This is a genomic window from Mesorhizobium sp. KR1-2 (genome assembly GCF_040045035.1).
GTDB lineage: Bacteria > Pseudomonadota > Alphaproteobacteria > Rhizobiales > Rhizobiaceae > Pseudaminobacter.
In genome coordinates, this window is record NZ_JBDZDS010000008.1 from 160599 (window position 1) to 186649 (window position 26051).

General features: G+C 62.0%; 18 protein-coding genes and 3 pseudogenes. 20 read left to right on the top strand and 1 reads right to left on the bottom strand.

Features of this window, described 5'->3' with window-relative positions:
* Positions 1 to 42 precede the first annotated feature (42 nt).
* The 14 genes and pseudogenes from ABLE85_RS16925 to ABLE85_RS16990 form a co-directional block, all read left to right on the top strand.
* Positions 43 to 1434, top strand: coding sequence for a hypothetical protein (locus tag ABLE85_RS16925; protein ID WP_348793881.1), 1392 nt, complete (start codon positions 43 to 45; stop codon positions 1432 to 1434).
* Positions 1431 to 3566: a bi-domain-containing oxidoreductase gene (locus tag ABLE85_RS16930; RefSeq protein WP_348793882.1), complete on the top strand. Its 2136-nt coding sequence runs from the start codon at positions 1431 to 1433 to the stop codon at positions 3564 to 3566. The genes ABLE85_RS16925 and ABLE85_RS16930 overlap by 4 nt, the downstream gene beginning before the upstream one ends.
* Entirely contained in the window at positions 3563 to 4675 is a 1113-nt protein-coding gene (gene wecB / locus ABLE85_RS16935; RefSeq protein ID WP_348793883.1) for a UDP-N-acetylglucosamine 2-epimerase (non-hydrolyzing), read from the top strand. Before ABLE85_RS16930 ends, wecB begins: the two co-directional genes overlap by 4 nt.
* 155 nt (positions 4676 to 4830) lie before the next feature.
* Positions 4831 to 6306, top strand: a complete 1476-nt coding sequence (locus ABLE85_RS16940) for an alginate lyase family protein (RefSeq protein ID WP_348793966.1) — start codon at positions 4831 to 4833, stop codon at positions 6304 to 6306.
* Positions 6306 to 7589: a glycosyltransferase family 4 protein gene (locus ABLE85_RS16945; RefSeq protein WP_348793884.1), complete on the top strand. Its 1284-nt coding sequence runs from the start codon at positions 6306 to 6308 to the stop codon at positions 7587 to 7589. Before ABLE85_RS16940 ends, ABLE85_RS16945 begins: the two co-directional genes overlap by 1 nt.
* Positions 7586 to 8929: a nucleotide sugar dehydrogenase gene (locus ABLE85_RS16950; protein ID WP_348793885.1), complete on the top strand. Its 1344-nt coding sequence runs from the start codon at positions 7586 to 7588 to the stop codon at positions 8927 to 8929. The genes ABLE85_RS16945 and ABLE85_RS16950 overlap by 4 nt, the downstream gene beginning before the upstream one ends.
* Before the next feature lie 841 nt (positions 8930 to 9770).
* A complete protein-coding gene (locus tag ABLE85_RS16955; protein ID WP_348793886.1) occupies positions 9771 to 10589 on the top strand; it encodes a CpsB/CapC family capsule biosynthesis tyrosine phosphatase in 819 nt (272 codons plus the stop codon).
* Between the two features lies 1 nt (position 10590).
* A complete protein-coding gene (locus tag ABLE85_RS16960; protein WP_348793887.1) occupies positions 10591 to 11349 on the top strand; it encodes a polysaccharide biosynthesis/export family protein in 759 nt (252 codons plus the stop codon).
* A gap of 83 nt (positions 11350 to 11432) precedes the next feature.
* Positions 11433 to 13835 (top strand): polysaccharide biosynthesis tyrosine autokinase, encoded by a 2403-nt coding sequence (locus tag ABLE85_RS16965; protein WP_348793888.1) that lies wholly within the window; start codon positions 11433 to 11435, stop codon positions 13833 to 13835.
* A complete protein-coding gene (locus tag ABLE85_RS16970) occupies positions 13741 to 14973 on the top strand; it encodes a hypothetical protein (protein WP_348793889.1) in 1233 nt (410 codons plus the stop codon). Before ABLE85_RS16965 ends, ABLE85_RS16970 begins: the two co-directional genes overlap by 95 nt.
* Entirely contained in the window at positions 14954 to 16261 is a 1308-nt protein-coding gene (locus ABLE85_RS16975) for an O-antigen ligase family protein (protein WP_348793890.1), read from the top strand. Before ABLE85_RS16970 ends, ABLE85_RS16975 begins: the two co-directional genes overlap by 20 nt.
* 950 nt (positions 16262 to 17211) lie before the next feature.
* Positions 17212 to 17747, top strand: a pseudogene (locus ABLE85_RS16980) (IS21 family transposase); the annotation flags it as partial.
* A pseudogene (locus ABLE85_RS16985) lies at positions 17737 to 18172 on the top strand (ATP-binding protein); the annotation flags it as partial. The pseudogenes ABLE85_RS16980 and ABLE85_RS16985, both read left to right, overlap by 11 nt.
* Before the next feature lie 312 nt (positions 18173 to 18484).
* A pseudogene (locus tag ABLE85_RS16990) lies at positions 18485 to 18664 on the top strand (IS3 family transposase); the annotation flags it as partial.
* A 45-nt stretch (positions 18665 to 18709) separates the two neighbouring features.
* Here the strand turns inward: ABLE85_RS16990 and ABLE85_RS16995 are convergent.
* Positions 18710 to 19381: an FCD domain-containing protein gene (locus ABLE85_RS16995; RefSeq protein ID WP_348793891.1), complete on the bottom strand. Its 672-nt coding sequence runs from the start codon at positions 19379 to 19381 to the stop codon at positions 18710 to 18712.
* A 251-nt stretch (positions 19382 to 19632) separates the two neighbouring features.
* Here ABLE85_RS16995 and ABLE85_RS17000 point away from each other — a divergent pair, with 251 nt between their 5' ends.
* The 6 genes from ABLE85_RS17000 to ABLE85_RS17025 are packed head-to-tail and all read left to right on the top strand — an operon-like array spanning position 19633 to position 26037.
* Positions 19633 to 20508 carry a fumarylacetoacetate hydrolase family protein gene (locus tag ABLE85_RS17000; protein ID WP_348793892.1) on the top strand — a complete coding sequence of 292 codons (876 nt, stop codon included), beginning with the start codon at positions 19633 to 19635 and terminating at the stop codon, positions 20506 to 20508.
* Positions 20505 to 21284, top strand: coding sequence for an alpha/beta fold hydrolase (locus tag ABLE85_RS17005; protein ID WP_348793893.1), 780 nt, complete (start codon positions 20505 to 20507; stop codon positions 21282 to 21284). The genes ABLE85_RS17000 and ABLE85_RS17005 overlap by 4 nt, the downstream gene beginning before the upstream one ends.
* Before the next feature lie 57 nt (positions 21285 to 21341).
* Complete coding sequence (locus ABLE85_RS17010) at positions 21342 to 22664, top strand: amidohydrolase family protein (RefSeq protein ID WP_348793894.1); 1323 nt, start codon at positions 21342 to 21344, stop codon at positions 22662 to 22664.
* On the top strand, positions 22661 to 23716 hold the full coding sequence (locus tag ABLE85_RS17015; RefSeq protein WP_348793895.1) for a branched-chain amino acid ABC transporter permease: 1056 nt from the start codon (positions 22661 to 22663) through the stop codon (positions 23714 to 23716). Before ABLE85_RS17010 ends, ABLE85_RS17015 begins: the two co-directional genes overlap by 4 nt.
* Positions 23713 to 24741: a branched-chain amino acid ABC transporter permease gene (locus tag ABLE85_RS17020; RefSeq protein ID WP_348793896.1), complete on the top strand. Its 1029-nt coding sequence runs from the start codon at positions 23713 to 23715 to the stop codon at positions 24739 to 24741. The genes ABLE85_RS17015 and ABLE85_RS17020 overlap by 4 nt, the downstream gene beginning before the upstream one ends.
* Before the next feature lie 51 nt (positions 24742 to 24792).
* Positions 24793 to 26037, top strand: coding sequence for an ABC transporter substrate-binding protein (locus ABLE85_RS17025; RefSeq protein WP_348793897.1), 1245 nt, complete (start codon positions 24793 to 24795; stop codon positions 26035 to 26037).
* The last annotated feature ends 14 nt before the right edge of the window (positions 26038 to 26051 follow it).

The following is a 26051-nucleotide window of genomic DNA, read 5'->3' on the forward strand; positions in this document are numbered from 1 at the left end:
TCCGGCCATCTCGAAAGGCTGTCTTCTCAAGAGCTTCATTACATGAAGGCGGAAATTCTTTATCAGCGTCTACCGCGTCCAGTGCAGAATATTGCATGTAGCCTCGAAGGCTGGCGAATTCAGAGTTCAAGATATACGCGAGCTTTCTGGGAGGAATTGAGGGCTACAGAGGCGCGGGGGGGAATAAGGCACGAAAAATCCTGCTCTGTCCGGGATAACCGTCTACAAGCTTTCGTCAAGCATGCTGCCGAAACCACACCGTATTACCGCTATTTATTCGACAAGCTAGGCCTCTCGCCCAACGACATCAGGTCGCTGAATGATTTGCAGGCACTGCCGGTGCTGACTAAGGCGCAGGTTCAGAGCGAGCCCGAGAGGTTTGTTTCAAACGCCATTCCGAAGAGTCGTCAGATGGGCGCTCATACGAGTGGTACTACAGGAAGTGGCTTGTGCTTTGTCACAACGATCGAAGCGCAACGAGCGCAATGGGCCACCTGGTGGCGGTACTGGAGATGGCACGGAATCCAACCTGGCACATGGTGCGGTTACTTTGGAGGCCGATCAATTGTTCCAGTGACACAGAAGACTCCCCCTTTCTGGCGCATCAACTATCCCGGACGGCAAATCCTCTTCAGCGCATATCATACCAGCCCCGGAAACCTTACGTACTATCTGGATGAGTTACGGCGGCGGCGTCCACCATGGTTGCACGGCTACCCCTCACAACTCGCACTGATCGCATCACGTGTGATCGAGACTGGATATGATCTTGGCTACAAGCCACGATGGATAACCGCAGGGTCCGAAAATCTCATGCCTCACCAAACGGCAATCATGGAGAGGGCCTTCGGAAAACGGCCAATACAGCATTACGGGATGGCCGAGGCCATCGCGAACATCTCGCAATGCGAGGCCGGCTCGCTGCATGTAGACGAGGATTTTGCCGCCGTGGAGTTTCTTGAATCCGAGGTGGACGGGCCGTGGCGCATTGTCGGAACGAATTTTTCCAATCAGGCGACGCCGCTACTCCGATACGAAGTTGGGGATCACGCCGAACTTTCCAATCAAGTCTGTTTATGTGGAAGGCCCGGGCGCATCGTAGCGTCTATAGACGGGCGTAAGGACGACTATTTGATTACCAGAAACGGAGCAAAGATCGGGCGTCTCGCTCATCTGTTCGGGGCTCTTGTGAACGTAAGAGAAGCTCAGATTCGACAATCCTGTCCCGGAGAAATCGAAGTCTTCGTCGTGAAATCGACGGCGTACGATGACCGTGACGAGGACAGTTTGAGGCGAGAACTTGCACACCGTCTCGGTGCCGACATGAATGTCATAGTTTCCTATGTCGAGAAGCTTGAGCGCACAAAGCACGGCAAATTGCGCTTCGTCGTAAGCGAGATTCCAGCGGGTGCCAACGCGGGCCTGCTCGCATGAAACAAATCCTCCAGTCCCTGAAAACCGGCGCGACGGAGATCGCCGAGGTGCCGTGCGTTGCGCCGGCACGCGGGCAGGTGCTGATCCGCACTGCGCGCTCGCTGGTTTCTGCGGGCACCGAGCGCATGCTGGTCGACTTCGGCAAGGCCGGACTGATCGGCAAGGCACGCCAGCAGCCGGACAAGGTACGGCAGGTGCTCGACAAGGTGCGCACCGATGGCCTCGCGCCGACGCTGGAAGCGGTCTTCAACAAGCTCGACCAGCCGCTGCCGCTTGGCTACTGCAATGTCGGGCGAGTGATTGAGGCCGCCAGGGGCGTGGCGGGCTTCGGGCCGGGTGAGCGTGTGGTCTCCAATGGCAAGCATGCCGAGGTGGTTTCCGTCCCGCTCAATCTCTGCGCCAAGGTGCCCGACGCCGTCTCCGACGACGAAGCCGCTTTCACCGTGCTTGGCGCTATCGCCTTGCAGGGCATCAGGCTGGTCCAGCCCACGCTGGGCGAGGCGGTGGTGGTCACGGGTCTTGGCCTGATCGGACTGCTCGCGGTGCAATTGCTGCGCGCCCATGGCTGCCGGGTGCTTGGCATCGACCTCGACCCGGCCAGGCTCAGGCTGGCGGAAAGTTTTGGTGCGGAGACGGTCGATCTTTCGGCCGGTGTCGATCCGGTTGCTGCCGCACTCGCTTTTTCCCGCGGGCGCGGCGTGGATGCCGTCATAATCGCGGCATCGACGCGCAGTAGCGAGCCTGTGCATCAGGCGGCGCTGATGAGCCGCAAGCACGGTCGCGTCGTGCTGGTTGGGGTCGCGGGGCTGGAGCTTGATCGCGCCGACTTCTACGAGAAGGAGCTGACCTTCCAGGTCTCATGCTCCTACGGACCTGGTCGCTACGATCCCAGCTACGAGGAGAAGGGCCAGGACTATCCGATCGGCTTTGTGCGCTGGACCGAGCAGCGCAACTTCGAGGCCATGCTCGATATGCTGGCTGATGGCCGCCTCGACGTGAAACCGCTCATCTCTCATCGGTTCCCCATCGCGGAGGCGGGCAAGGCATACGAGCTTGTCACGGGCAAGACGCCTTCCCTCGGCATCTTGCTCGAGTACCCCGCCGACGATGCCGCATCGTCCGAGGCGCCTATGCGACGCACGGTGTCGTTGGTGCCGGCTGCGTCGGGGGCGAGGGCCGGCAAGGCGGCGATCGGCTTCATCGGCTCGGGCAACTACGCCACTGCCGTGCTGATCCCGGCCTTCAAGGTTGCTGGGGTGCGACTGGTGGGCATCGCCTCCAATGCCGGTGTCAGCGGCCTCCATGCCGGGCTAAAATTCGGCTTCGAGAGGACGACCACAGACGTGTCGGCGGTACTCGAAGACCCCGACGTCAATGCCGTTGTTGTCGTGACGCGCCACGACAGCCATGCCGATCTTGTGTGTCGTGCGCTGGGCGCGCGAAAGCATGTTTTCTTGGAAAAGCCGCTGGCGCTTCTGCAGGATGAAATTAGAGCCATCGAGGCTGCGCGGAACGCGGCTGTCGGGGCAGGCTTTTCACCGATCGTAATGGTCGGCTTCAATCGCCGCTTCGCACCGCAGGTGCAGAAGATAAAAACCCTGCTTGACGGCGCGTCCGACCCCAAGTCCTTCGTGATGACGGTCAATGCGGGCGCAATTCCCGCCACCCACTGGACACAGGACCACAAAGTGGGAGGAGGGCGGATTGTCGGCGAGGCCTGCCATTTCGTCGACCTTTTGCGTTTTCTCGCCGGCGCGCCGATCGTCTCTCATCACACCGCTCTCATGAAGGCGGGAACCGGCGATACGGCAACCATCACGCTCTCCTTCGCTGACGGATCGATCGGCGTCATCCATTACTTCGCCAACGGCAGCAAGGCGTTTCCGAAGGAGCGGCTGGAGGTGTTTTCCGGCGGTCGCATTCTTCAGCTGGATAATTTCCGCCGCCTGCAGGGCTTCGGCTGGCCGGGCTTCAGCCGGCTCAACCTGTGGCGGCAGGACAAGGGCCAAAGGGCATGTGCGGCGGCCTTTGTCCGGGCGCTGGAGACGGGCGGCGTGTCGCCGATCGTATTCGACGAGTTGCTGGAGGTTGGCAGGACGGCAATAGAAATCGCGGAGACTTGCCGGGCGTGAGCCGGGAAGCGGGACCGCTGATCGACATCGTCGCCGGTGCGAGGCCGAACTTCATGAAGGTTGGGCCGATCACTCGGACCTTGGAAGCGCGCAAAGCCAAGGGCGGGCACTTGCGCTACCGTCTGGTCCATACCGGCCAGCACTACGACGCCCGCATGTCTGGCGATTTCTTTGCTCAGCTCGGCATCCCCGAACCGGACGTCAACCTGGAGGCCGGCTCGGGCACACAGGCCGAGCAGACGGCCGCGATCATGGTCCGTTATGAGAGGCTACTTCTGGAAAGCCCGAGCCAGGCCTGCCTCGTGGTCGGTGACGTCACCTCCACCATGGCTTGTGCCATCGCGGCGCAGAAGTTGAAGGTCCCGGTTGCCCATGTCGAGGCGGGCATCCGCTCCGGCGACTGGGCAATGCCTGAAGAAATCAATCGCATTGTGACCGACTCCATTTCGAACTGGTTCTTCACCACGAGCCCTTGGGCAGGCGAGAACCTCAGGCGCCAGGGCGCGGAAGATGAGCGCATCTTCTTCGTCGGCAATACGATGATCGATACGCTGCTTGCCAATCTCGAGCGCTTGCGCCCGCCGCCGTTCTGGGACGAGCTAGGCCTTTCCTCGGGCGGCTATTTCGTCGTGACGTTGCACCGGCCGTCCAATGTCGACGCTGCTGCCTCCTTCAAGCAATTGCTCGTGGCAATCGGTGGGGGGACACGCGGTATGCCGGTGGTGTTTCCGGTCCACCCGCGCACAGCGAAGACGCTGGAAGCCATTCCCGGCCTGCCGAGGTCGATCCGCTTTGTCGAGCCGCAGCCTTATCTGGAATTCAACTACCTGACCCGCCACGCCAGGGCTGTCATCACCGATTCCGGCGGCATCACGGAGGAGACGACGGTGATGGGAGTGCCGTGCATGACGCTGCGCGACGGCACCGAGCGGCCGGAAACCGTAAGCGTCGGCACAAACGAGATTCTTGGGGCCGACCCTGCTGCGCTCGCTCCTGCACTCGATCGGCTGTTCGCTGGCCACTGGAAAAAGGGCGCCATCCCGGAGAAATGGGACGGCAGGACAAGTGAGCGGATCGTCGCTGTGCTGGAGAGCTTGCTTCCGGCGTGAGCCCTTTGGCTGCCAGCTTGCGTCTTTACGTGGACACTGTCCGCCATCTTCGGCCTGTACAGATCCATGGCCGGCTGTGGTTCCGTACGGTTCGTCCGCGGCCGGACCTTCGGCCTGCGCCTCCGTTGCGGCAGCATCATGGATGGGTTTTGCCGGTGCGCAGGGGCCAGAGCCAGATCGGACCGGACGAATTCCGCTTCCTCAATGAGGTGCGGTCGCTTTCGCAGCATGGCTGGGACGATCCCGCAGTCGCAAAACTCTGGCGCTACAATTTGCACTATTTCGACGACCTCAACGCCGAGGGGGCGGAGCATCGCACGGACTGGCACCGTGCGCTGATTGCCAGATGGATCGCCCAGAATCCTCCGGGCAAGGGCACCGGCTGGGAGCCATATCCCACGTCGCTGCGCATCGTGAACTGGATCAAGTGGGCGCGCGCAGGCAATCCGCTTTCATCCGAGGTAGTGACGAGCCTTGCCGTACAGGCGCGCTGGCTGGCGCGGCGGCTCGAACACCATCTGCTGGGCAATCACCTTTTTGCCAACGCCAAGGCGCTGGTCTTCGCCGGCTGTTTCTTCGCTGGCGAAGAGGCCGGGGCCTGGCTCGATCTCGGCCTGGGCATTCTCGCTCGGGAGGTGCCGGAGCAGATCCTGGAAGACGGGGGGCATTTCGAACTCAGCACCATGTATCACGCGCTGGCGCTCGAGGACATGCTGGATCTCGTCAACGTGCTGCGTGCTGTCGGGCTGTCGATCCCCGACCTGTGGGAGCGGAAGATAGCGGCGATGCGGAGCTGGCTTGCAGCCATGTCCCATCCCGATGGCGAGATCGCTTTCTTCAACGATGCGGCGCTGGGGATCGCGCCTTTGCCATGGGAGCTCGAGGATTACGCCGAGAGGCTTGGCTTTGCGCCGACGGCGGCTGTGTCGTCGCTGTGGCTTCGGGACAGTGGCTACGTCCGCCTCGGTGATGATCGGGCGGTTGCGTTGCTCGATGTCGGGCGCATCGGTCCGGACTATCTTCCGGGCCACGCGCATGCAGACACGCTGTCCTTCGAGCTGTCGGTGGACGGGCGGCGGGCGATCGTCAATTCCGGCACCTCCGTCTACGGAAAGGGGCCGGAGCGTCTACGCCAGCGCGGCACGGCTGGGCACAACACGGTTGAGATCGACGGCGAGAATTCTTCCGAGATCTGGTCGGGCTTTCGCGTTGCGCGCCGCGCGCGCCCCGAAGGGCTCTTCGTTTCACTGCAGGACCAATTCAGCATCGTGGCATGCAGCCATGACGGCTATCGGCGGCTTTCGGGCCAGCCGCGCCACCGGCGTAGCTGGTACTTCGGCGGTGACAGTCTCATCGTCAGCGACAAGGTCGAGGGCGGCCATGACCGGGCGGTCGCCGCGTTCCATTTCCATCCTGCCTTTACCCCCTCGGCCACTGCCGATGGCTCAACCGGAAGCCTCTGCAACGCACACGGCACCGTGCTGCGTTGGTCCGTCGCAAAGGGAACGGCGAGAATAGAGCCTTCGACATGGCACCCTGAATTCGGCGCGAGCCTGCCTGCCCGACGACTCCTGCTCGAGCTGTCGGCCGGCAAGAGCGTCATCGAGTTTTCCTGGGCGGAGAAAGCCTGATGCATGTCCTTTTCCTGACCGACAACTTCCCGCCGGAGGTGAACGCGCCGGCAAGCCGCACCTTCGAGCATTGCCGAGAATGGGTGAAAGCTGGCCATCGCGTTACGGTCATCACCTGCGCGCCGAATTTCCCCCAAGGGCGAGTGTTCGAAGGCTACCACAACAGATTGCTGGCCCGCGAGGCCATGGATGGCATCGAGGTTGTCCGCGTCTGGAGTTACATCGCGGCCAATGAAGGCATTGTGCGCCGCACCCTCGACTATGTGAGCTTCATGGTAACTGCCACGCTGGCCAGTCTGCGCGTTCGTCGGCCCGACGTCGTGATCGCCACCTCGCCGCAGTTCTTCACCGCCTGTGCCGGCTATCTCGCCAGCCGGCTACGCAGGGCTCCGTTCATCTTCGAGCTTCGCGATCTGTGGCCTGAATCGATCCGGGCCGTGGGCGCAATGAGGCAGTCCCTTATTCTCGACTGGCTGGAGAAGCTTGAACTCTTCCTCTACCGCAAGGCGAAAATCATCATCCCGGTTACGAACGCCTTCAAGCGGAATCTGGTGGCCCGGGGCATTCAGCCAGCCAAGATCCATGTCGTCACCAACGGAGCCGACCTGTCGCTGTTCCGGCCCCGCGAAAAGGATGGCGAACTGGCAGAGATGCTCGGTCTGACAGGCAAATTTGTCGCCGGTTATATCGGCACCCACGGCCTTGCCCATGCGCTGGAGACGCTGCTGGAGACGACGCGCCTGCTGCAGGAGGAGGGGCAGGACGATATCCACCTGCTTTTCCTCGGCAACGGTGCATCGAAGACGGCCCTGCGGGCGCGCGCGGTGGAGCTGAAGCTTACGAACGTTACCTTCCTCGATACCGTGCCCAAGGCCGACGTGGTCCGCTACTGGTCCGTGCTCGACGCTTCGGTGATCCATCTTCGCCGTATCGACCTCTTCACGACCGTAATCCCTTCCAAGCTGTTCGAGTGCATGGCCATGGGCATTCCCGTTCTGCACGGTGTGCCGGGCGAGTCGGCCGAGATCGTCGAAGGCGGAAGAGTCGGGCTCATCTTCGAGCCCGAAAACGCGCAGCAGCTGCGCGACAGACTGATAACGTTGTCGCGCAACCGGCAGCTTGCAAAGGAACTCGGCGCGAACGGCATCGAAGCGGCTCGGAAATTCGATCGCGCTCATCTCGCAAATCGCATGCTCCAGCTGATCGAAGGCTCATTGCTCAGCGACGTCGGTGAACGGCAAGTCGACGACCCGCAAAAGACGATAGGGGAAACGCTCATATGACGAATGAGACGGACGTGGCCGCGCGGACGGCCGCGAGGATCGGCAATCGCAAGGCCGTGGTCGGTGTCATAGGTCTGGGCTATGTCGGTCTCCCGCTGGCGATAGCGGCTGCGCGCGGAGGCTTCCGCACGCTCGGATTGGACATCGACGTTGGAAAGGTGGCGCACCTAAACGCCGGCACGTCCTACATCGACGCCGTCCCCTCCAGGGACCTTGGCGCCTATGTGGCGGCTGGCACGTTCCGCTCCTCCAGCAATTTCGCCGAACTGGCAGAGTGCGACGTCATTGTCATCTGCGTGCCAACGCCGCTGTCGAGGCAGCGCGAGCCCGACCTGCAATATGTCATCGACACCGCCAGAACCATTGCCGCGCACCTGCGCCAAGGGCAGCTGGTGGTGCTGGAGTCCACCACCTATCCAGGCACGACCGAGGAGGTGGTGAAGCCGATCCTCGAGGCAGGCGGACTGAAGAGCGGCCGGGACTTCTTCCTCGCCTTCTCGCCCGAGCGCGAGGACCCCGGCAACGCCAGCTATCGCACCGTTACAATTCCGAAGGTGGTCGCCGGCGATGGCCCCGAGGCGTGCGCACTGGCCGAGGCCTTCTATGGTGCGGTGGTGGACCGCGTCGTCACCGTCTCGTCACCGTCGACGGCCGAGGCCGTCAAGATCACCGAGAACGTGTTCCGCGCCGTCAACATCGCGCTCGTCAACGAACTGAAGATCATCTACGACGCAATGGGGATCGATGTCTGGGAAGTGATCGACGCCGCTTCGACGAAGCCGTTCGGCTTCATGCCCTTCTACCCCGGTCCCGGCCTTGGTGGGCACTGCATTCCGATCGACCCATTTTACCTGACATGGAAGTCGCGGGAATATGGACTGCCGACGCGCTTCATCGAGCTTGCCGGCGAGATCAACATCTCGATCCCACGTTATGTCATGGGCAATCTGGAGCGTGCGCTGGATCGCCATCACTGCCGATCGCTCGGGTCGGCCAGGGTTCTTGTCGTCGGGCTCGCCTACAAGAAGAACGTCTCCGATATCCGTGAAAGCCCGTCCTTCTCCCTTATCGAATTGCTGGAGCAGCGGGGAACACGGGTCGACTATCACGATCCTCACGTGCCCGAAGTGCCTTTGACGCGGGAACACGCGGCGCTGGCCGGCCGCCGATCTGTGGAGCTGAGACCTGACGCCGTTGCTGCCTATCACGCGGTGCTGATCGCGACCGATCACGACGTTGTCGACTACGACCTGCTTCATAAGCACGCTTCGCTGATCGTGGACACGCGCAACGCGCTCGGCAGGCGCGGCCATCGTTCCCGAAAGATCGTCAAGACGTGATGTGCCTCAACGGTCGCGTTCCGATCGGCCTTTTCAGTACTGCCGGCTTGCGGGGTCGGTCAGTGATCGAGGGCGGCATGTGCCCGCTCCAAAACACAATTTCGAAGAAGCGTCGTGGATAGTGCCCTAACCAGCAAAGGAGAGTAATCATGAATGTAAACCATCGAGGTTCGGCCAGGCTCCGGCAATGTTTGATCAATCGTAAACAGCTGAGAACGGTTATCGCCGTAGGCATGGGTATCTGCCTCGCCGTCAGCATCGGCAGCAGCGCCTATGCGCAGGACTGCGCCCTTCGTCTGCCTCTATCCAGTGTGAGAAATCATCAAGCGGCCGGGACCGTTGCGTCCGCGAGAGGGCAGGTCAACGTAATGGGCCTCGGTCAGGGTTGGGCACCAGCCTCCGTCGGCATGCCTATCGCCCTGGGCGGCGTGGTCGAGACGGGGCCAGCGAGCACCGCCTCGCTCACAGTGGGACAGCACAGGTTGAACCTCAGGGCGCGGATGCAGGCCACATTCACGACGGAGGGTGAACGGCTTTGCGTCGTTCTCAGCGAGACGGATCCGAGCGGCGTAGTCGGAGCAGGTAACGGAACCGCCTTGATCGTTGGTGGCGCGGCAGCGGCGTTGGGGATAGGCGCGGCTATTGCGGCGTCGACGGGGGATGATCACAAGCCCCTCAGCCCCTGAGGTTTTTCGTGCCGATAGGGTCGGCGACTGACCCAGGACCAATCGACATTGATGGAAATCGCAGGCGGACATGGAAGTATGTCCGTCCTGTCTGCCGCGAGCCATTCTTCGTGAAGGGCTGCCCGTGACGACGACATACCTGGCATCCGCCGACCATGATCGATCTACATTCTCACCTTCTTCCCGGATGTGACGACGGCGCCGCCGATCTCGAGATGGCGCTCGCCATGGCCAGACGGGCCGTCGACGACGGGGTGCGTGTCATGGCATGCACTCCGCACATATTGCCGGGCCTCTACACCAACGATGCGAACGGGATCGATGCCCGGGTCACCTCGTTGCGTCAGGCGCTTGGCGAGGCCGACATTGATCTGACGCTCGTGGTCGGCGCAGACGTGCACATCGCGCCCGATCTGCCCGAAAAGCTCCGCAACGGCACTGTCCCCACCCTCAATGGCTCGCGCTATTTCCTGCTCGAGCCGCCGCATCAGGTGCTACCGCCGCAGCTGGAGAACCTGGTCGCGAGCCTGATCGGCGCAGGCTTTGTTCCCATACTGACCCATCCGGAGCGGCTGGCGTGGACACGCTCGCACTATGACGTCGTCAACAGGGTCAACGGGGCCGGTTGTCTGATGCAGATCACGGCCGGCTCTCTGACAGGCAGTTTTGGGCGTATGGCGCAGTACCTGGCCGAACGGATGCTCGACGAGGGCCGAGTGGATGTTATCGCAAGCGACGCCCACAATCTGCGGGCAAGGATCCCGGGCCTGTCAAAGGCGCGGGAGATCGTGGCTGCTCGTTATGGACGAGAGGTCGCCGAGGATCTCGTGATCCGCAGGCCGATGCGCATTCTACGCGATCTGCCAGTTACCCCGGCCTTCGACTCGAGCCGGGCGACAGCCTTTCGAATAACGCAACCTTCTGGCGAGGCCAAGCCGCTTAGCCGGCTCATCGAATGGATCAGGAATGCCTAATATGAGATGCAAGCTGGGCTCTTCTGTCGCTATGGCTTCCTGCCTGTTCGCGATGTGGGGGTGCAGCGCCACACCCGGCACGTCGCGCGAGACCCCGGCTGCTCTTACGGCATTGAGCAGCGTTGCCGGCCACGGCGATCGTGGACTGAAAATGGTTGCCGAGCTTCCGCCGCCTCTAGCGGTGACAAGCGGCGTGGCGCAGCCGGTGGCGATTTCGGATGTGCTTGAGATATCGGTCTTTCAGGTTCCGGATCTGGCACGCACGGTCCAGGTCGATGACCGCGGTTATGTCTCGTTGCCACTGATCGGCGCGGTGCAGGCCTCGGGAAAGTCCGTCCAGATGCTGCAAGGCGACATCGAGACAGCCTACGCGGCCAGTTATCTTCAGTCGCCGAACGTGTCGGTCTTCGTCAAGGAATCTGCTGCACGTCGGGTGACCGTGGACGGCGAGGTGAGGCGTGCTGGCGTCTATCCGCTTCCACCCGGCGCCTCGCTGCTCGATGCCGTCGCGTTGGCGGGAGGACTGACCGCGGTCGCCGATCCCTCGAAAGTCTACGTTTTTCGCCGGGTGGGCGATGTCAATTACGTCACCAATTACAAGGTCGATAATATTCGTCAAGGCAGCGGCCGCAACCCACCGGTGTATGGAGGGGACGTGGTTGTCGTCTTCGCCTCTCAGTCGCGCGTGATGCTGCAAAGCCTCAAGGAAGCGCTGGGCGTTGCCACCTCTGTCGGCCGGCTCTCAGTCCTTGTACCTTGAAGCATGATCCCGAAAAGCTGCAGACTTTTCGTTCAATATCATTCCGCAAAAACAAAAGCTTAGAGCGAGACGGCGATTCAAGGTTGGCCATCCCGCTCCAAATAGGTTCAGAAGGTCAGAGAATGCTGGATCGCTCTTATTCGCTGCCCAATGTCGGATCACTTGCATCTTACGCCGGTGCGCCGTCCTACCAGCAGTTCGATTACCCTCCCTACGGCCAAGACCAGCCCGAACGGGAAGGCCTGCTCGATCCGCTCAAACTGCTGTCCATTGTCCTACGGCATCGGTGGCTGATCGCTTTCATGATGCTCTTTGCACTGGTCGGCGGCTTTGTCGTGACCATGATGCAGACGCCCATCTACCAGTCGTCCGTCCGCTTGGAGGTGGTCACGCCGTCGGCGCGAGTTTTCCAGGATATCGAGGTGGTGTCGGAAACGTCGGACCAGCGGGCGTTCCTGACCGCGCGTGAGAAGATCATGAGCCGTGCCATCGCCGAGCGCGTTGTCTACCAGCTTGGCCTCGCCGACAAGCGAGACTTCCTCTATCCCGCGCCACGCTTTTCACCCTGGAACCTTGCCAGACGCGCCTTCGGGCTGAAACTCGCCCCCGCATCCGACGAGTTCAGCCCCGACGAGCGCGAGCGCATTGCCGTGGGGCGCGTGCTTGACGCCATGTCCGTCAGCCTGGTTCCGAACACCAGCCTGCTGACGATCGCGTTCAGCGACCAGAAACCTGAATATGCCCGCGGCGTCGCAAACCAGATTGCTCAGAGCTTCATCGACCAGCGTGTGGACAAGACCGGCGAGACCTCGGAACTCGCGCGCCAGTTCATTCAGGAGCAGGTGCTGCAGGTCAAGGTGAAGCTGCAAGCTTCGGAACAGGCGCTGGTTGATTATGCGCGCAAGGCGGGCATCACCGTCACAGGCAGCGAACGATCGCTCATTGCCTCCAATATCGAAGCCATCAACACTGCGCTCGCCAAGGCGATGGAGGAGCGGCTCGAGAGGGACGTGCTCGTCAGCCAGATCGAGCTTGGCCGTGGTGACAGTCTTGAACAGGTGCTGGCCAGCCAGCCGCTGCAAAAGCTGCGGACCGATGCTGCCCAGCTGAAAGCCGAGTATCAGCAGAAACTGACCGCCTTCAAACCCGGTTTCCCCGAAATGCGCCAGCTTCAGATGCGCATCGGCGAGTTGGAGCGGCAGTATGCCGACGGCGTCGCCGTCATACTCGATGGCATAAGGAAAAAGCGCGACGAGACGGAGAAGCGCGAGGCCGAGTTGCGGATCAAGCTCGGCGAGCTGGAACAGGGACAGATCGCCTATGAGGACAAGAACATTCAGTACACAATCCTCAAGCGTGAGGTCGACTCCAATCGCTCGCAATACGAAACGCTGATAACCAAGCTGAATGCGATCGGGGTGGGATCTGAGCTCCGATCCCAGAACGCCTCCATCGTTGATTTGGCCGTTCTTTCGAAAGCGCCGGTGGCCCCGCGACTCTCAATCAACCTCGCCATCGCGCTCGTCCTGTTCGCGGCGTTGAGCGCGGCGATCATCTATCTGCTCGAACTGCTCAACAACACCTTCGTCAATCCCGACCAGATCGAGAAGGAACTCGGCCTCTCTGTGCTAGGTATTCTTCCGAAAGTCGATGCGGAGGACCTGGAAGCAAGCCTTGCCGATCAGAAATCGGGCCTCTCGGAGGCCTATCGCAGCCTCAGGACCTCGATTCAGTTCTCAGGGGCGGAGGGCATGCCGAATACGCTGGTAGTCACCAGTTCCGAGCCGTCAGAGACCAAGTCGACCAGCGCCTACAAGATTGCGCTCGATTTCGGCGCAATCGGCAAGAAGGTGCTGATCATCGATGGTGACCTTCGCAAGCCCAGCATGCATCGGTTGTTCGGGCTCGATAACACGCTCGGCCTGAGCAACATTCTGACGAATTCGGTGTTGCGCGAAGATCTGCCGCGCACCATCAGGAAAACCAGGGAAAACAATATCTGGGTGGTGACTTCCGGCACCATCCCGCCCAACCCGGCCGATCTGCTGTCTTCGGCCAAAATGGCGCTTCTGGTCGAGTATTTTGCCGGCCGGTTCGATCTCGTCATTATCGACAGCCCGCCTGTCGTCGGCCTCTCCGATGCGCCGATCCTGAGCCGGATCGCTCAAGCCACGCTGCTTCTGGTGTCGGCGAACAATGTGTCGCGCAAGTCGGCAAAATCAGCGCTGAAGAGGTTACGTGCCGCCGGCGGCAACGTCATTGGCGCGTGCCTGAGCAGGTTTAGCGCGGGGGCCTTCGACTACAACTACGCCTACAGGTACATGAATTATTACTACTATCAGTACGGTCACGAACATCCGAAGCTGGAGGGGCAGGGTGGAACGGACAGCTATGCTGAGAGGAACCGATCGTTCCTGGATCGCCTGGGCTATATCACTCGCAGTTCTGTCGGGCGTCTCGTTCAACGGCTTAAGCCGATCGATTGAGAAAATCGCGCCTGAAGTCGCCCTGCAGCTCAACCCGCTCAACGCGCGGGCGCGCGTCAATGCGCTGACGACCGCGCTCAACGACAACGATCCCGATCTTCAAAAGCTCCTGCGCATGGCCGCCGTTGGCCTCGCGTTCAGCCCTGTCGACTCGCGTTTCTACAGCCTGTTGGGAGAGTTGCGCCTGCGGATGGGCGAAGGGGAGGAGGCTTATCGTCTTTTTCGACAAGCGCATCTTCTTTCCCGCACGGAGATCGACGCACTCCAGCATCTGACGGCGCGCGCCATCGACACCGGCGACTATGCCGGCGCGGTCGCGCATATCGATATCCTGTTGCGGCGATGGCCAAAGCGCGCCGGCGTCTTGACTCCCTTGTTGCCGAGACTGCTGTCAGACCAGGGTGCCTATAGGGCCATCGTCGAGCTGATGCGCGGCGGTGCACCGTGGCGAGGCCGGATCCTGTCCGCTCTCGCACGGCAGGAGGAAGGACTTGGCATTGCCTATCGGCTGCTGCTGGATTTCGCCGATTCCGACCACCCGCCCGAGCGGAGCGAGGTCGGGGCGGTGAGCCGTGGTTTCATCGCGGCGAAGCGCTACGAAGAAGCCTATCGCCTGTTCCGCTTCACCCTGCCGGCTGGAGAGCACGAGCTGGCCGGCTACGTCTACAACGCGTCATTCGTGCCTGCATCGACCGCAAGTCCCTTCTCCTGGCAGATTCGCAACACCCGCGCTGCCGAAATCAGCCTGACCGACGAAACGCCTTTCCCAGGGGCGACAGTCCGATTTCTTAATGCGCCGGCCAAGGACATCGTGCTGCGCCAGACCCTGTTCCTGTCACCCGGCCGCTACCGGCTCATTGCCAAGGTCGATGCCTCCAACCTGCGGGCTCCGCGCTCTCTCTACTGGCGTATCGGTTGTCTGGACCCAAAAAGGGAGCTTCTGCGTCTGCCCATCCCTGAAGGCAGCTATCGCGACCAGAGTTTCGAGGCCAGTTTCGTGGTCGATGGCTGCGCTCTGCAGCAGATCGGTCTGGCAACCGGCGTGATCTCCGAAAGCTGGCAGAACCGCTATTCGGGGCAGGTGCGCTTTCAATCTTTGAAAATAGAGAAAGAGGACCTTGCTGAAGTTGAAAGGTGAATGGCCGAAATACCTGCTTGGGCTCGCCTTCATCGCTGCGGCCCTGCTGGGTGGAGGCGCAGCCCCACGGCTCTGGACCGACACGGTGCTTCAGCTGTTCATCCTGTTGGCGGCCACGCCGATCCTGGCGGCCCGCTCGGGCGAGGCGGCGGATGTTCGGATCTTCTGGCTTTGCGGCCTGGTTCTGGTGGCAATCATCGTCCAACTGCTGCCTGTGTCGGAAGGATTGGTTCGACCGTTGCGCAGCGAGGTGTTTTCGAACAGCCGGCTGGACTCCGGAACCCTTGAATTCATCAGCCTAGGACTCGGACGGACGCTTGAATCACTTCTCTATGTTGCGGTGCTGACCATTTTGCTCGTCGCCCTGCTGCGCGTGCCCGGTCCGCAGCTTCATGCCCTGTTGCCGTTCCTGCTTGCAGGCGTGGCCTGCAATGCAATCGCCGGGTTTGTCCAGCACTCGGCCTCCGCGAGGGTGACGGTCGAAGGCTTGTTGCCCTTCACGGTCACTGCCGGCTTCTTCGCCAACCGCAACCACTTCGCGTCGCTGCTTTATGAGGCGCTGCCCTTTCTGCTTTATCTGGCGACATTCGCCGGCATGCGCCCGTGGGCGGGCGCCGCGATCGTCCTGCTGTTGCTTGACCTGCTGGCCACCGGATCGCGTGCCGGTGCGGTAATCGGGCTGCTGGCCTTGGTATTGTCCGTGGTCTTCTTCGCTTCGCGCTCGCGTGCAGGCATCGGCAGCCTAGTGGTGCTGGCGGCGGTTGCAGGCGTCTACGGCATGGGAACCTGGTTCGTGCTCGAGGCGCGCGACTTCACCGACGCGACGCGTGCGCAACTCGCCGCGACCACGCTTCAGGGGATCAGACAGAACTGGGCCCTGGGCGTTGGATTCGGGAACTTTCCGGCGGCCTACCAGGCCTACGAAGACCCATCGACCATTTCTGGACGGTACGCCAATCACGCCCACAATGACTATCTGGAGTTGATCTTCGAGGGCGGTGTGATGGCGGCGCTGCTGATCGCAGGATATGTTGCGATGATCGGCGCCCAGCTTTTACGTATTCGGCACAGTCATTTCCACAAAGCCGCGTTCCTGGGCGTGCTGTTCGTTCTGATCCACTCTTCCGTCGACTATCCCTTGCGGACCATGGCGATCGCGGTCCCCTTTGTCTATTTCAACGCGATCCTCTTCCATGGCGGGCTCAAGCCGGCCGGTCGCCATATCAAGGGCATCGTTGAGGTCACCAACGGACGGCGACGGAGGCGCGTACCGGTCACAGCGGCATAGGCACCGTCATTCGGTGCTCGGGCTGTCTCGTGCAGCCGTGGATCGTTAAGCGCATTGGGTTTCGAAAGCTGCGGCGTCAGACCTTTGAGAGCGCTATCGGCGACGGGAGCGTTCGGTCGAGGAAGCACTGATCCAGATATATCTGGCAGGTGGGCAGGCCGATCTCAAGCTGCAGATCAAGGAATCCGTGCGACCGGCGTCAGCTGGACCGACTTCCTCCACCTAAGCTCAGGACCTATTAATTTGGATTGATGTGTGATTCACGGTTTCCGTTGCAGGAGGCCGTGATGGGCGATCGGTGCGCTTTCGTCGGTTGAAACTTTCGAGCAGCAGGGGTGAAAAGCGCACGATCCGGCGATGGACGACCTGTGAAATTATTAGGTTTGCCGCCGAATTGCGTTCGAGAGTTTCGCCTCCAGCGAGAGCAAACAGATGGCAACAATGCGCAGGATGGCCCCTTTGGGATCAACTTTTGCGGTTAGCTGTGCCCGGAGGCCATCTCTTCAGGCGGGGGTCGCTGCAATTCTTGGCTTCCAGCGCAGGCGGGTCCACTGCCGGATGTTGTAGGCCAGCAGGGCCTACAGGGCTTCCGTTCCTGCCTTTGCCAACCGGCGCACACGAAAGCGCCGCAGGCCTAGCTCTTCTTTCAGCCATGCATTGACGAACTCTGCGGCGGGCCCACGTCCGCGGATCAAGGCTTTTGTCTCTGGCGAATTTTGCCGGCAGCGAAATGCGCTCACCACAGGGTCTTCGTGTGTAACGACAATCGATCGCCCATAGCGCCGGTTGCCTGAACAACATTGTCGGCGGCTTGGACATGGCCGACAATCCGTCTGGCTGGCTTGATATCTCACCATCTTTCGGCCAGGCCGGGCGGCATGGCCGTGACGAGCGGAAAGACGCTTCCCCCCTCAGGGCAGACGTAGCTGTCGGATGTCTGGTCGTACTGCTACAGCGTTCCGGCATCCTTCGCCAATCGGCCGGTGAGCCTTCGGGTCTACCCAGACCGGGTCGTCGTCGCCGCTGAAGGCCAGACGTCTGCGAGCACCGCCGCATCATCGACCGTTCGCATGATCGCCCCGGCCAGACGGTCTACGACTGGCGGCATTATCTGGCGGTCGTGCCGCGCAAACCGGGTGCGCTGCGCAACGGGGCACCGTTCGCCGCGCTGCCAGACGCATTCCGGACCTTGCAGCAGCACCTGCTCAAGAAGCCCGGTGGCGACCGCGAGATGGTCGACATCCTGGCGCTTGTCCTTCAGCACGACGAACAAGCCGTGCCCTCCGCCGTCGAGATGGCGCTGAACACCGGTGTTCCGACCAAGACGCATGTGCTGAACCTGCTGCATCGCCTGGTCGATGGCAAAACCTTCACCCCGCCGACCGTGAATGCGCCGCAGGCCTTGGCGCTCGCCAACGAGCCCAAGGCCAATGTCGAGCGCTACGATGCGCTCAGGAAGGCCATGGAGGTGCGCCATGCGTCATGATCCTGCGAGCGGCGGCATCGTCATCATGCCGAGGCAATTGAAGATGCACGGCATGGCCCAGGCTGTCGGCGAACTGACCGAACAGGGCGCGCCCGCCTTCGAAGCCGCGATTCCCATCCTGTCACAGCTTCTCAAGGCGGAGACGGCCGAGTGGGAAGTTCGGTTTGTTGGGCCTGCCAGCTCAAGACGGCAGCTTTCCGGCCTATCGTGATCTCAACGGCTTCGACTTTGTAAGCAGCGAGGTCAACGAAGCGCTGGGGCGGGAGCTCCAGCGCTGCGATTTTACCGACACGGCCAACAACATCGTCCGGGTCGGCGGCCCTGGCACTGGAAAGACCCATCTCGCCACGGCTATCGGCGTCCAGGCCATCGAGCCTCATCACAAACGCGTCCGCTTCTTCTCTACCGTGGAGCTGGTCAATGCGCGCGGGCAGGAGATAGGCTCACTCCATCAGTTCTCAGTGAAAATCAACAAACATGATCCGGCGTGTTCGAGCCGTTCAACGCGTTCACGTCCAGCTCGTTCACGCGTTGCCGCCTGTCGCGCCGTTGCTTCCCCAGCACGGGGATCTCCCATCGAAGCAACATGATCTCGTGCTGTTGTCAGATGCTTGATGATCTGTTCTTCCTGCCTGAAGGAACCTGGTCCGGCCTGCGCGGTGGATGATGTCCCAAGGAGTGGTGTAGCTGGCTGGTTGGTCACCAACGGGAACCGCATTCCCGAAGCGCGTCGAGCTAGCCCTGAACAGGCGGAACTCTCGCTGTGCGAACTGGCGGTCACCTTCGCCGACACCGAAAGCAATTTTGTCTCAGAGGCTCCGGTCTGCCGCCTGCTCAAGGCACAGGATCTGGTCACCAGTCCGGCCTTCATCGATGAGTTCCATGACAAGACGACAGCACCGAACTGGCACACCGATCGAGGCCCATATGGGTATGATATCGAGGCTGTTGCCCCCCCAGCTCTACCTGCCCAGAAGATTGTACCCGACGGTCTGAAGGTGGACCAGCATGGCCTGCTTGGCGCTGTCGGGGTCGCGCTGGATCAGCGCGTCGACGATGGCCTGATGTTCGCGGCAATAGGTCTGGCGACGCTCTTCCGAGAAGGAACGCTTTTTCATCTCGAACCAGGGCGACTGGTTGCGCAGGATGCGCATGAGGTTATGGATTTCCTTCAGAAAGTCGTTGCGCGAGCAGGCGAAGATGCGGTGGTGGAACTCCGCGTCCCAATGCTCGAAGGTAGGCATGTCGGCGCTGTCGCAAGCGGTCTGATGCGCCTCGCGCACGGCGTTGAGCTCGCTGTTGCTGGCATTGGTGGCGGCGAAGGAGGCGGCGGCCGGCTCCAGAAGCTGGCGGATCTCCATCATGTCGGCCGGGCTGGTGCCTTCCATCCGCGCCACCACGGAAGCGAGCGAATTGGGATCGGGGTCGGCCAGGAAGGTACCGCGTCCGACCTGCCGCACCACCGTGCCGTCCGCCTCGAGCAGGTGCACCGCGCGCCGTATGGTGTTGCGGGCAACTCCGAATGCTTCGGCAAGGTCGCGCTCGGGCGGGATGCGGCCACTCTCGGTCCATTCGCCGGAGGCAATCCGCTTGCTGAGTTCTGTGGCGATATCGGTGGCGACAAGCCTAGGCATGAGCAAGCACCTTTATTTGATCCAATTTTGAACCATTCATAATGGCAGTTCGAACCGGGGTCCACAGTAAAGCTGCGGAAATCCGGCAATTCGGTAGTGAAATTTCCCCGCTTCTTCAAACGATCGGTAATCGACCGTGGCATTTTTCGATTCATTTGCCAACAGAATCCGCTTGCGAGCTGAACCAATCGACGCTAGCGTAGCAAAAAGAAGCCGAATTGGCTCACTAATGGTTCATGAAGGGGAAGCGAATGAGGGTTGCGACATTTTCCATCGCCGGCGAGCGCCGCGTAGGCCTTGTCGATGCCGAAGGTGAAACGATCGCCCCTTTCGACCTTTCCGTCGAGGCCGCCAAGGGGGGCATTCTCGGCCTGATCGAGCGCAATGGCGCGCTGCCGCGCACGCTGTCGCCGCTGCCCCTTTCCAGCGTCGAGCTGGAGGCGCCGATCCCGCATCCGCGCCGCAACATCTTCTGCGTCGGCAAGAATTATTACGAGCATGCGCATGAATTCGCGCGCAGCGGTTTCGATTCCAGCGCGGCGGCCGGTGCGATCCCGAAGGATCCGATCATCTTCTCCAAGGTTCCGGAATCGGTGGTCGCGACCCACTCGAAGGTGCTGATCGACACAAGGGTTTCGTCGGCTATCGACTATGAGGCCGAGCTTGCCGTCATCATCGGCAAGGAGGGGCGTGGCATTTCCAAGGAAGATGCGCTCGACCATGTGTGGGGATACACCATCGTCAACGACGTGACGGCGCGCGACCTGCAAGGCAAGTACAGCCAGTGGCTGATCGGCAAGTCGCAGGACACGTTCTGCCCGATGGGGCCCTGGGCGGTGACCAAGGATGAGTTCGACCTAGAGACGGCCGGCATCCGCTGCTTCGTCAATGGCGACATGCGGCAGAACTCCAAGATCTCGCTGCTGATCTTCGACATCCCGACGATCATTTCGACGCTGTCGCAGGGCCTTACGCTGAAGCCCGGCGACATCATCGCCACCGGCACGCCCGCTGGCGTCGGCATCGGCTTCAATCCGCCGAAATATCTGAAGGCGGGCGACGTGGTGCGCGTCGAGATCGACGGCATCGGCACGCTCGAAAACCGGTTCTCGGAGTGGGCGCAATGACCACGGTCACCGTCGGCCAGACCGTCGTGGAAGTCACCGGGGAGGGCTTTCCCGTTGTGATGATCCATGGCCTCGGCGGGACGTCCAATATGTTTCAGCCGCAGCTGCAGGCGCTGTCGGGCTATCGCATCATCCGCGTCGATCTTCCGGGGTCGGGCCGCTCGGCGCGGCCGCTCGATCCGCTCACCATCGAGATGATGAGCGAGGCGGTCATCCGCGCCATGGACGGGGTGGGGGTGAGCCGGGCGCATTTCGTCGGCCATTCCATGGGAACCATTGTCTGTCAGCAGATTGCAGCCAGCAAGCCGGAGCTGGTGGCTTCGCTCTGCCTGTTTGGCGCGCTCGCCGAGCCGGCGGATGCGACGCGGAACGGCCTCGCAAACCGGGCCAGGCTTGCCCGCTCGGGCGGCATGTCCGATATCGCCGACCAGATCGTGGCCAATGCGATTTCGCCCCATACGCGCGAGAATTCGCCTGCGGCGGTCGCCTTCGTGCGGGAATCGATCACGCGCCAGGACCCTGAATCCTATGCCCGCACCTGCGAGGCGCTGGCCAAGGCAAATGCGGTCGATCCGCGCCGGATCACGGCGCCGACCCTTCTGGTCACGGGCGATGCCGATGCGGTCAATCCGGTAGGCGTGGCGCAGGCCCTGGCCGACAAGATCAAGGGTGCCGTGCTTTCTACCATAGACAGATGCGGCCATTGGGCTACGGTTGAGCATCCACGCGAGTGCAACCAGAAACTGACGGATTTTCTAAGGCGCGCAGACCGGTGATCTGAGGACGAAAAACACCGGCGCAGGAGGGCGCCTTGCCACTTTTGGGAGGAAGAGATGGCAGACGATAGCTGGAGCGGAAACGGCTCGGGTGGCACGCTGTTCACCAATGTGCGTATCCTCGATGCCACCGGCGACTATCCTTACACCGGCGAGGTCCTGGTGCAGGGCAATCGCATAAAGCAGATCACGAGGGGCTCGTCGCGCTTCGGCTCGTCCTCGTCTGCCTATGGCGGCATGACCGTCATTGACGGCATGGGCGCGACGCTGATGCCCGGCATGATCGACGCGCATCTGCATCTCTCCTGGAACAACGCGCCCGGCATCGATCCCATCCAGATGATGGAGACCGAGGAGCACATGCTGGTGACCATGGAGATGGCGAAGCTGGTGCTGGATGCCGGCTTTACCGCCGGTCGAGGCGCGGCTGCCGCAAAGCCGCGCCTCGACGTGGTGGCAAAGAAATTCATCAACCAGGGCCGCTTCCCCGGTCCGCGCTATCTGGCGGCGGGGCCGGAGATCACCACTGTCGGCGGTCTCGGCGATTCCGCGCCCTCGCACATTCCGCATGAGGGCCTGAACCTCGGCCTCGTCGTTTCGGGACCGGAGGAAATCCGCCGCACGGTGCGCACGCTGATCAAATACGGCGTCGACTCGATCAAGCTCAACCTCTCGGGCGAATCCATCACCGGCATGGGCGCCGAGGAAACGCCGATGTCGGAGGAAGAGGTGGCGATGGCCGCGCAGGAAGCGCGCTGCCGCAACAAGGTGCTCTCGGCGCATGCCCGCTCGTCGGGTTCAGTCAAGCAATGCATCCGCCACGGCATCCAGAACATCTACCACGCCTCCTTTGCCGACGAAGAAGCGCTCGACCTGCTGGAAGCAGCCAAGGACAGGCACTTCGTGGCGCCTGGCATGGCATGGCTCATCAACACGGCGCGTCATGCCGAACAGTGGGGCATCAAGCCCGGCTCGCGGCTCGCCATGGAATATGAGCGCGAGCTCGAAATGTGCATCGACACGATGAAGAAGATGCACCGGCGCGGGATCCGCATCTGCATCGGCGGCGACTACGGCTTTGCCTGGACGCCGCAGGGCACCAACGCCAAGGACATCCAGACCTTCGTCGAGATGCTCGGCTTCTCGCCGATGGAAGCGATCATGGCGGGCACCAAATATGGCGGCCAGATCATGAACATGGGCGACGAGCTCGGCATGATCAAGGAAGGCTATCTGGCCGACGTGCTGCTCATCGATGGCGACCCGACCGCCGACGTGCGCATCCTGCAGGACAAGAACCGCATCCTCGCCATCATGAAGGACGGCAAGTTCCACAAGGCGCCGCGCATGAACGAGCAGCACCGGCGGCTGACCGCATGAGCACGCTCGAACGGCCAGGCGCTTCCGCCGGCTTGTCGGGCGGCGGGGGGATCACGAAGCGGCAGGCATGGGGCATTGTTTGGCTCCTTGCGGCGGCGGTGTTCGCCTGGCTGATGCTTGGCGTCTGGCCGGACTGGCTGAACGCCATCCTGACCTCGAAGAAGGCCTTTGCCAGCGCCGTGCTCAACGGCCTGACATTGGCAGGCCTTTATTTCTTGGTGGCGAGCGGCTTCACGCTGGTCTTCGGCCTAATGCGCAACGTCAATCTCGCGCATGGCTCGCTCTATCTGCTGGGCGCCTATATCGGCTACGAGGTGTCGACCCGCACCGGCTACTGGCTGATGGGCGTGGCGGCCGGCTTCGTCGTGCTGGCGCTGGTCGGCCTCGTCATGCAGATTTTTGTTTTCCGGCGGCTCGAAGGCGATGACCTTCGCCAGACGCTGGTGACGATCGGCATTTCCATCGTCGCCGCCGACCTGATGCTCGCCGTATGGACCGGCACGACCTACCAGATCGTCACGCCGGCATGGCTCGACGGCGCGGTGGGCCTGCCGATCATCACGGCGGTGAAATCCAGCGGCGAGGCCGTCTTCCTTCGCTATCCATTCTACCGGCTCGTGGTGCTGGGCGTGGCGATCGTCATCGGCGTCGGGCTCTGGCTGATGCTCAACCGCACGCGCGTGGGCATGATGATCCGCGCCGGCGTTGACGACCGCGCCATGCTGTCGGCTTCGGGCGTGAACGTGCACGCCGTGTTCGCCATCGTCTTTGCGATCGGGGCCGGGCTGGCTGGCTTTGCCGGCGTCGTTGGCGGCTCGGCGCTGTCGGTGGCTCCAGGCGAGGACGTGCGCTACCTGCTCGCGTCGCTTGTTGTGGTGATCGTCGGCGGCATGGGCTCGATCACCGGCGCGGCCATCGGTGCGCTGCTCATCGGCCTCGCCGAGCAGATCGGCCTAGTCTATTTCCCGACCTACGGCATCGTGCTCACCTTCGTCATCATGGTGGTGGTGCTGGCGGTGCGGCCGCAGGGCATCATGGGGAAGGCGCGATGACGGCCTTTGTCCCCACCGACAAGCCGGCCGCCGTGCAGTCGATCCTGGAGAAGATCGGCGCGAGCAACATCGTGCTGCTGGTGCTTTTGGCGCTCTATCCCGCGGTGGCGTCCAGCTTCTTCCTGACCCAGATCGGCGCCTATTCGCTGATCCTCGGCATGATCTCGCTGTCCTTGATGCTGCTTGCCGGCTATGGCGGCATGGTCAGCCTGGCCCAGATCTCGGTGGCGGGCGTCGCCGGCTATACGGTGGCGGTGTTCGGGCTCAACAATTCCGGCGTACACGGCTTCGGCTGGCCGTTCTGGATCGTGGTGCCCTTGGCGACGCTGATTGCTGCGATCGCCTCGGCGTTGATCGGTGTCATCTCCAACCGCACCGAAGGCATCTACACGATCATGATCACGCTCGCGATCGCGACGGCCTTCTTTTATTTCACCCAACAGAACTATTCGCTGTTCAACGGCTTTCCGGGCTACACCGGCATCCGCGCGCCGGAGTTCTGGGGCGTCGCATGGCGCGATCCGGTGCCGTTCTATTATCTCTGTCTCGGCTTTGCAGTCATCGCCTATGCGGCCGTGCTTTACGGCTCGCGCTCGACCTACGGGCTGACGCTGCAGGCCGTTCGCGACAACCCGCGCCGCATGCGCGCGCTGGGCTTCAACGTCACCGCACACAAGGTGGTGGCCTATTTCTATGCCGGCATCATCGCCGGCCTGGCTGGCGTGCTGCTGGTCTGGTTCAACGGGCGCATCTCGCCCGGCACCATCAACGTCGCTGCCGCCATCAACGTGCTGATCATCGCCGTGATCGGCGGCATGCGCCATCCGATCGGGCCGTTCTTGGGCGCTGCCGTCGTCGTGCTCATGCAGACCTTCGCCATCGATATCGTCGGCGCCGAGCGGTTCAATACGCTGATCGGCTTGTTCTTTCTGGTGATCGTTTTCGTGTCGCCGGACGGTCTTCTTGGGTTGTGGGGGAGGATCAAACCACATCTGGCCCAGGAATCCTTGCGCTCGGGTCCATGAGGGGACGAGCGGTTTCAGATTGATCCAACGATAACCAGGGAGGAAGTATTCATGAGTATCCATCGGCGAACACTTTTGGCGCTCGCGCTGGCCACGGGGTTGACTGCGCCATCGCTCGCTTGGGCGGAAGACTCGATCAAGATCGGCCTTCTGGCAACCTTCGAGGGCCCCTTCACCGTGCTCGGCGAAGACGGCGAGCGCGGCGCCATGACGGCGCTTGAAGAAGTCGGCGGCATGGTCGCGGGCAAGAAGATCGAAATCGTCAAGGGCTCGTCCGACGCTTCGCCCGACAGCGCGGTGCGCGCTGCCCGCAAGCTGGTCGAGCAGGATGGCGTAAAGGTTCTCGTCGGCCCGCTTTCCGGCGACGAGGGCATTGCCGTCAAGGACTATGCCAAGACCCATCCCGACGTGACCTTTGTCAACGGATCTTCGGCCGCCCAGGACACCACACTGCGCGACCCGGCCGAGAACTTCTTCCGCTTCGGCACCGAAGGCGCCCAGTGGATGGCTGGCCTCGGCACCTATGCATACAACGAGAAGGGCTACAAGAAAGTCGCCACCGTCGCGGAAGACTATTCCTTCCCCTACACCCAGGTGTTCGGCTTCATGGCCGAGTTCTGCAAGGCAGGCGGCACCGTGCCGTCGAAGTCCTGGGTGCCGATCGGCAACAAGGACTATTCCTCGGTCATCGCCGCGATCCCGGATGATGTCGACGCCATCTATGTCGCGCTCGGCGGCGCCGACGGCGTGAACTTCCTGACGCAGTACCAGCAGGCAGGCGGCACCGCGCCTCTGATCGGCGGCTCGATCACGGTCGACCAGACGGTGCTGACCTCGAAAGGCAAGATCCGCGACGTCCTGATCGGCACGCCGTCGGCCGGCCCGGTGGCCGACACCAACGACGCGCCGGAGTGGATAGCGTTCGTGGATGCCTACAAGAAGCAGCCCAACGCCTTCCCGTCGCCCTCGCTGTTTGCCCACGCCTACTATCTCGACATGAAGGCCTTGCTGATGGCGCTCGATGAGGTTGGCGGCGACACCTCGGACGGCGGCAAGAAGCTTCAGGAGACGCTGGCGAAGGTTTCCTTCGAAGGCCCGACCGGCAAGGTCTCGCTCGACCACAACCGCAACGCCATCGCCGACATCTATCTGACGGAAGTTTCGGAAGGCACCGACGGCAACCTCTACAACAAGCTGGTCAAGGTGGTGCCGCAGGTGAACCAGACCCTCGGCATGCCGGAGGACGAGTTCCTGAAGCTCGGCGTTGTCGGCCGCGACAACCCATCCTGCCCGTAACGTCAAACACAAGG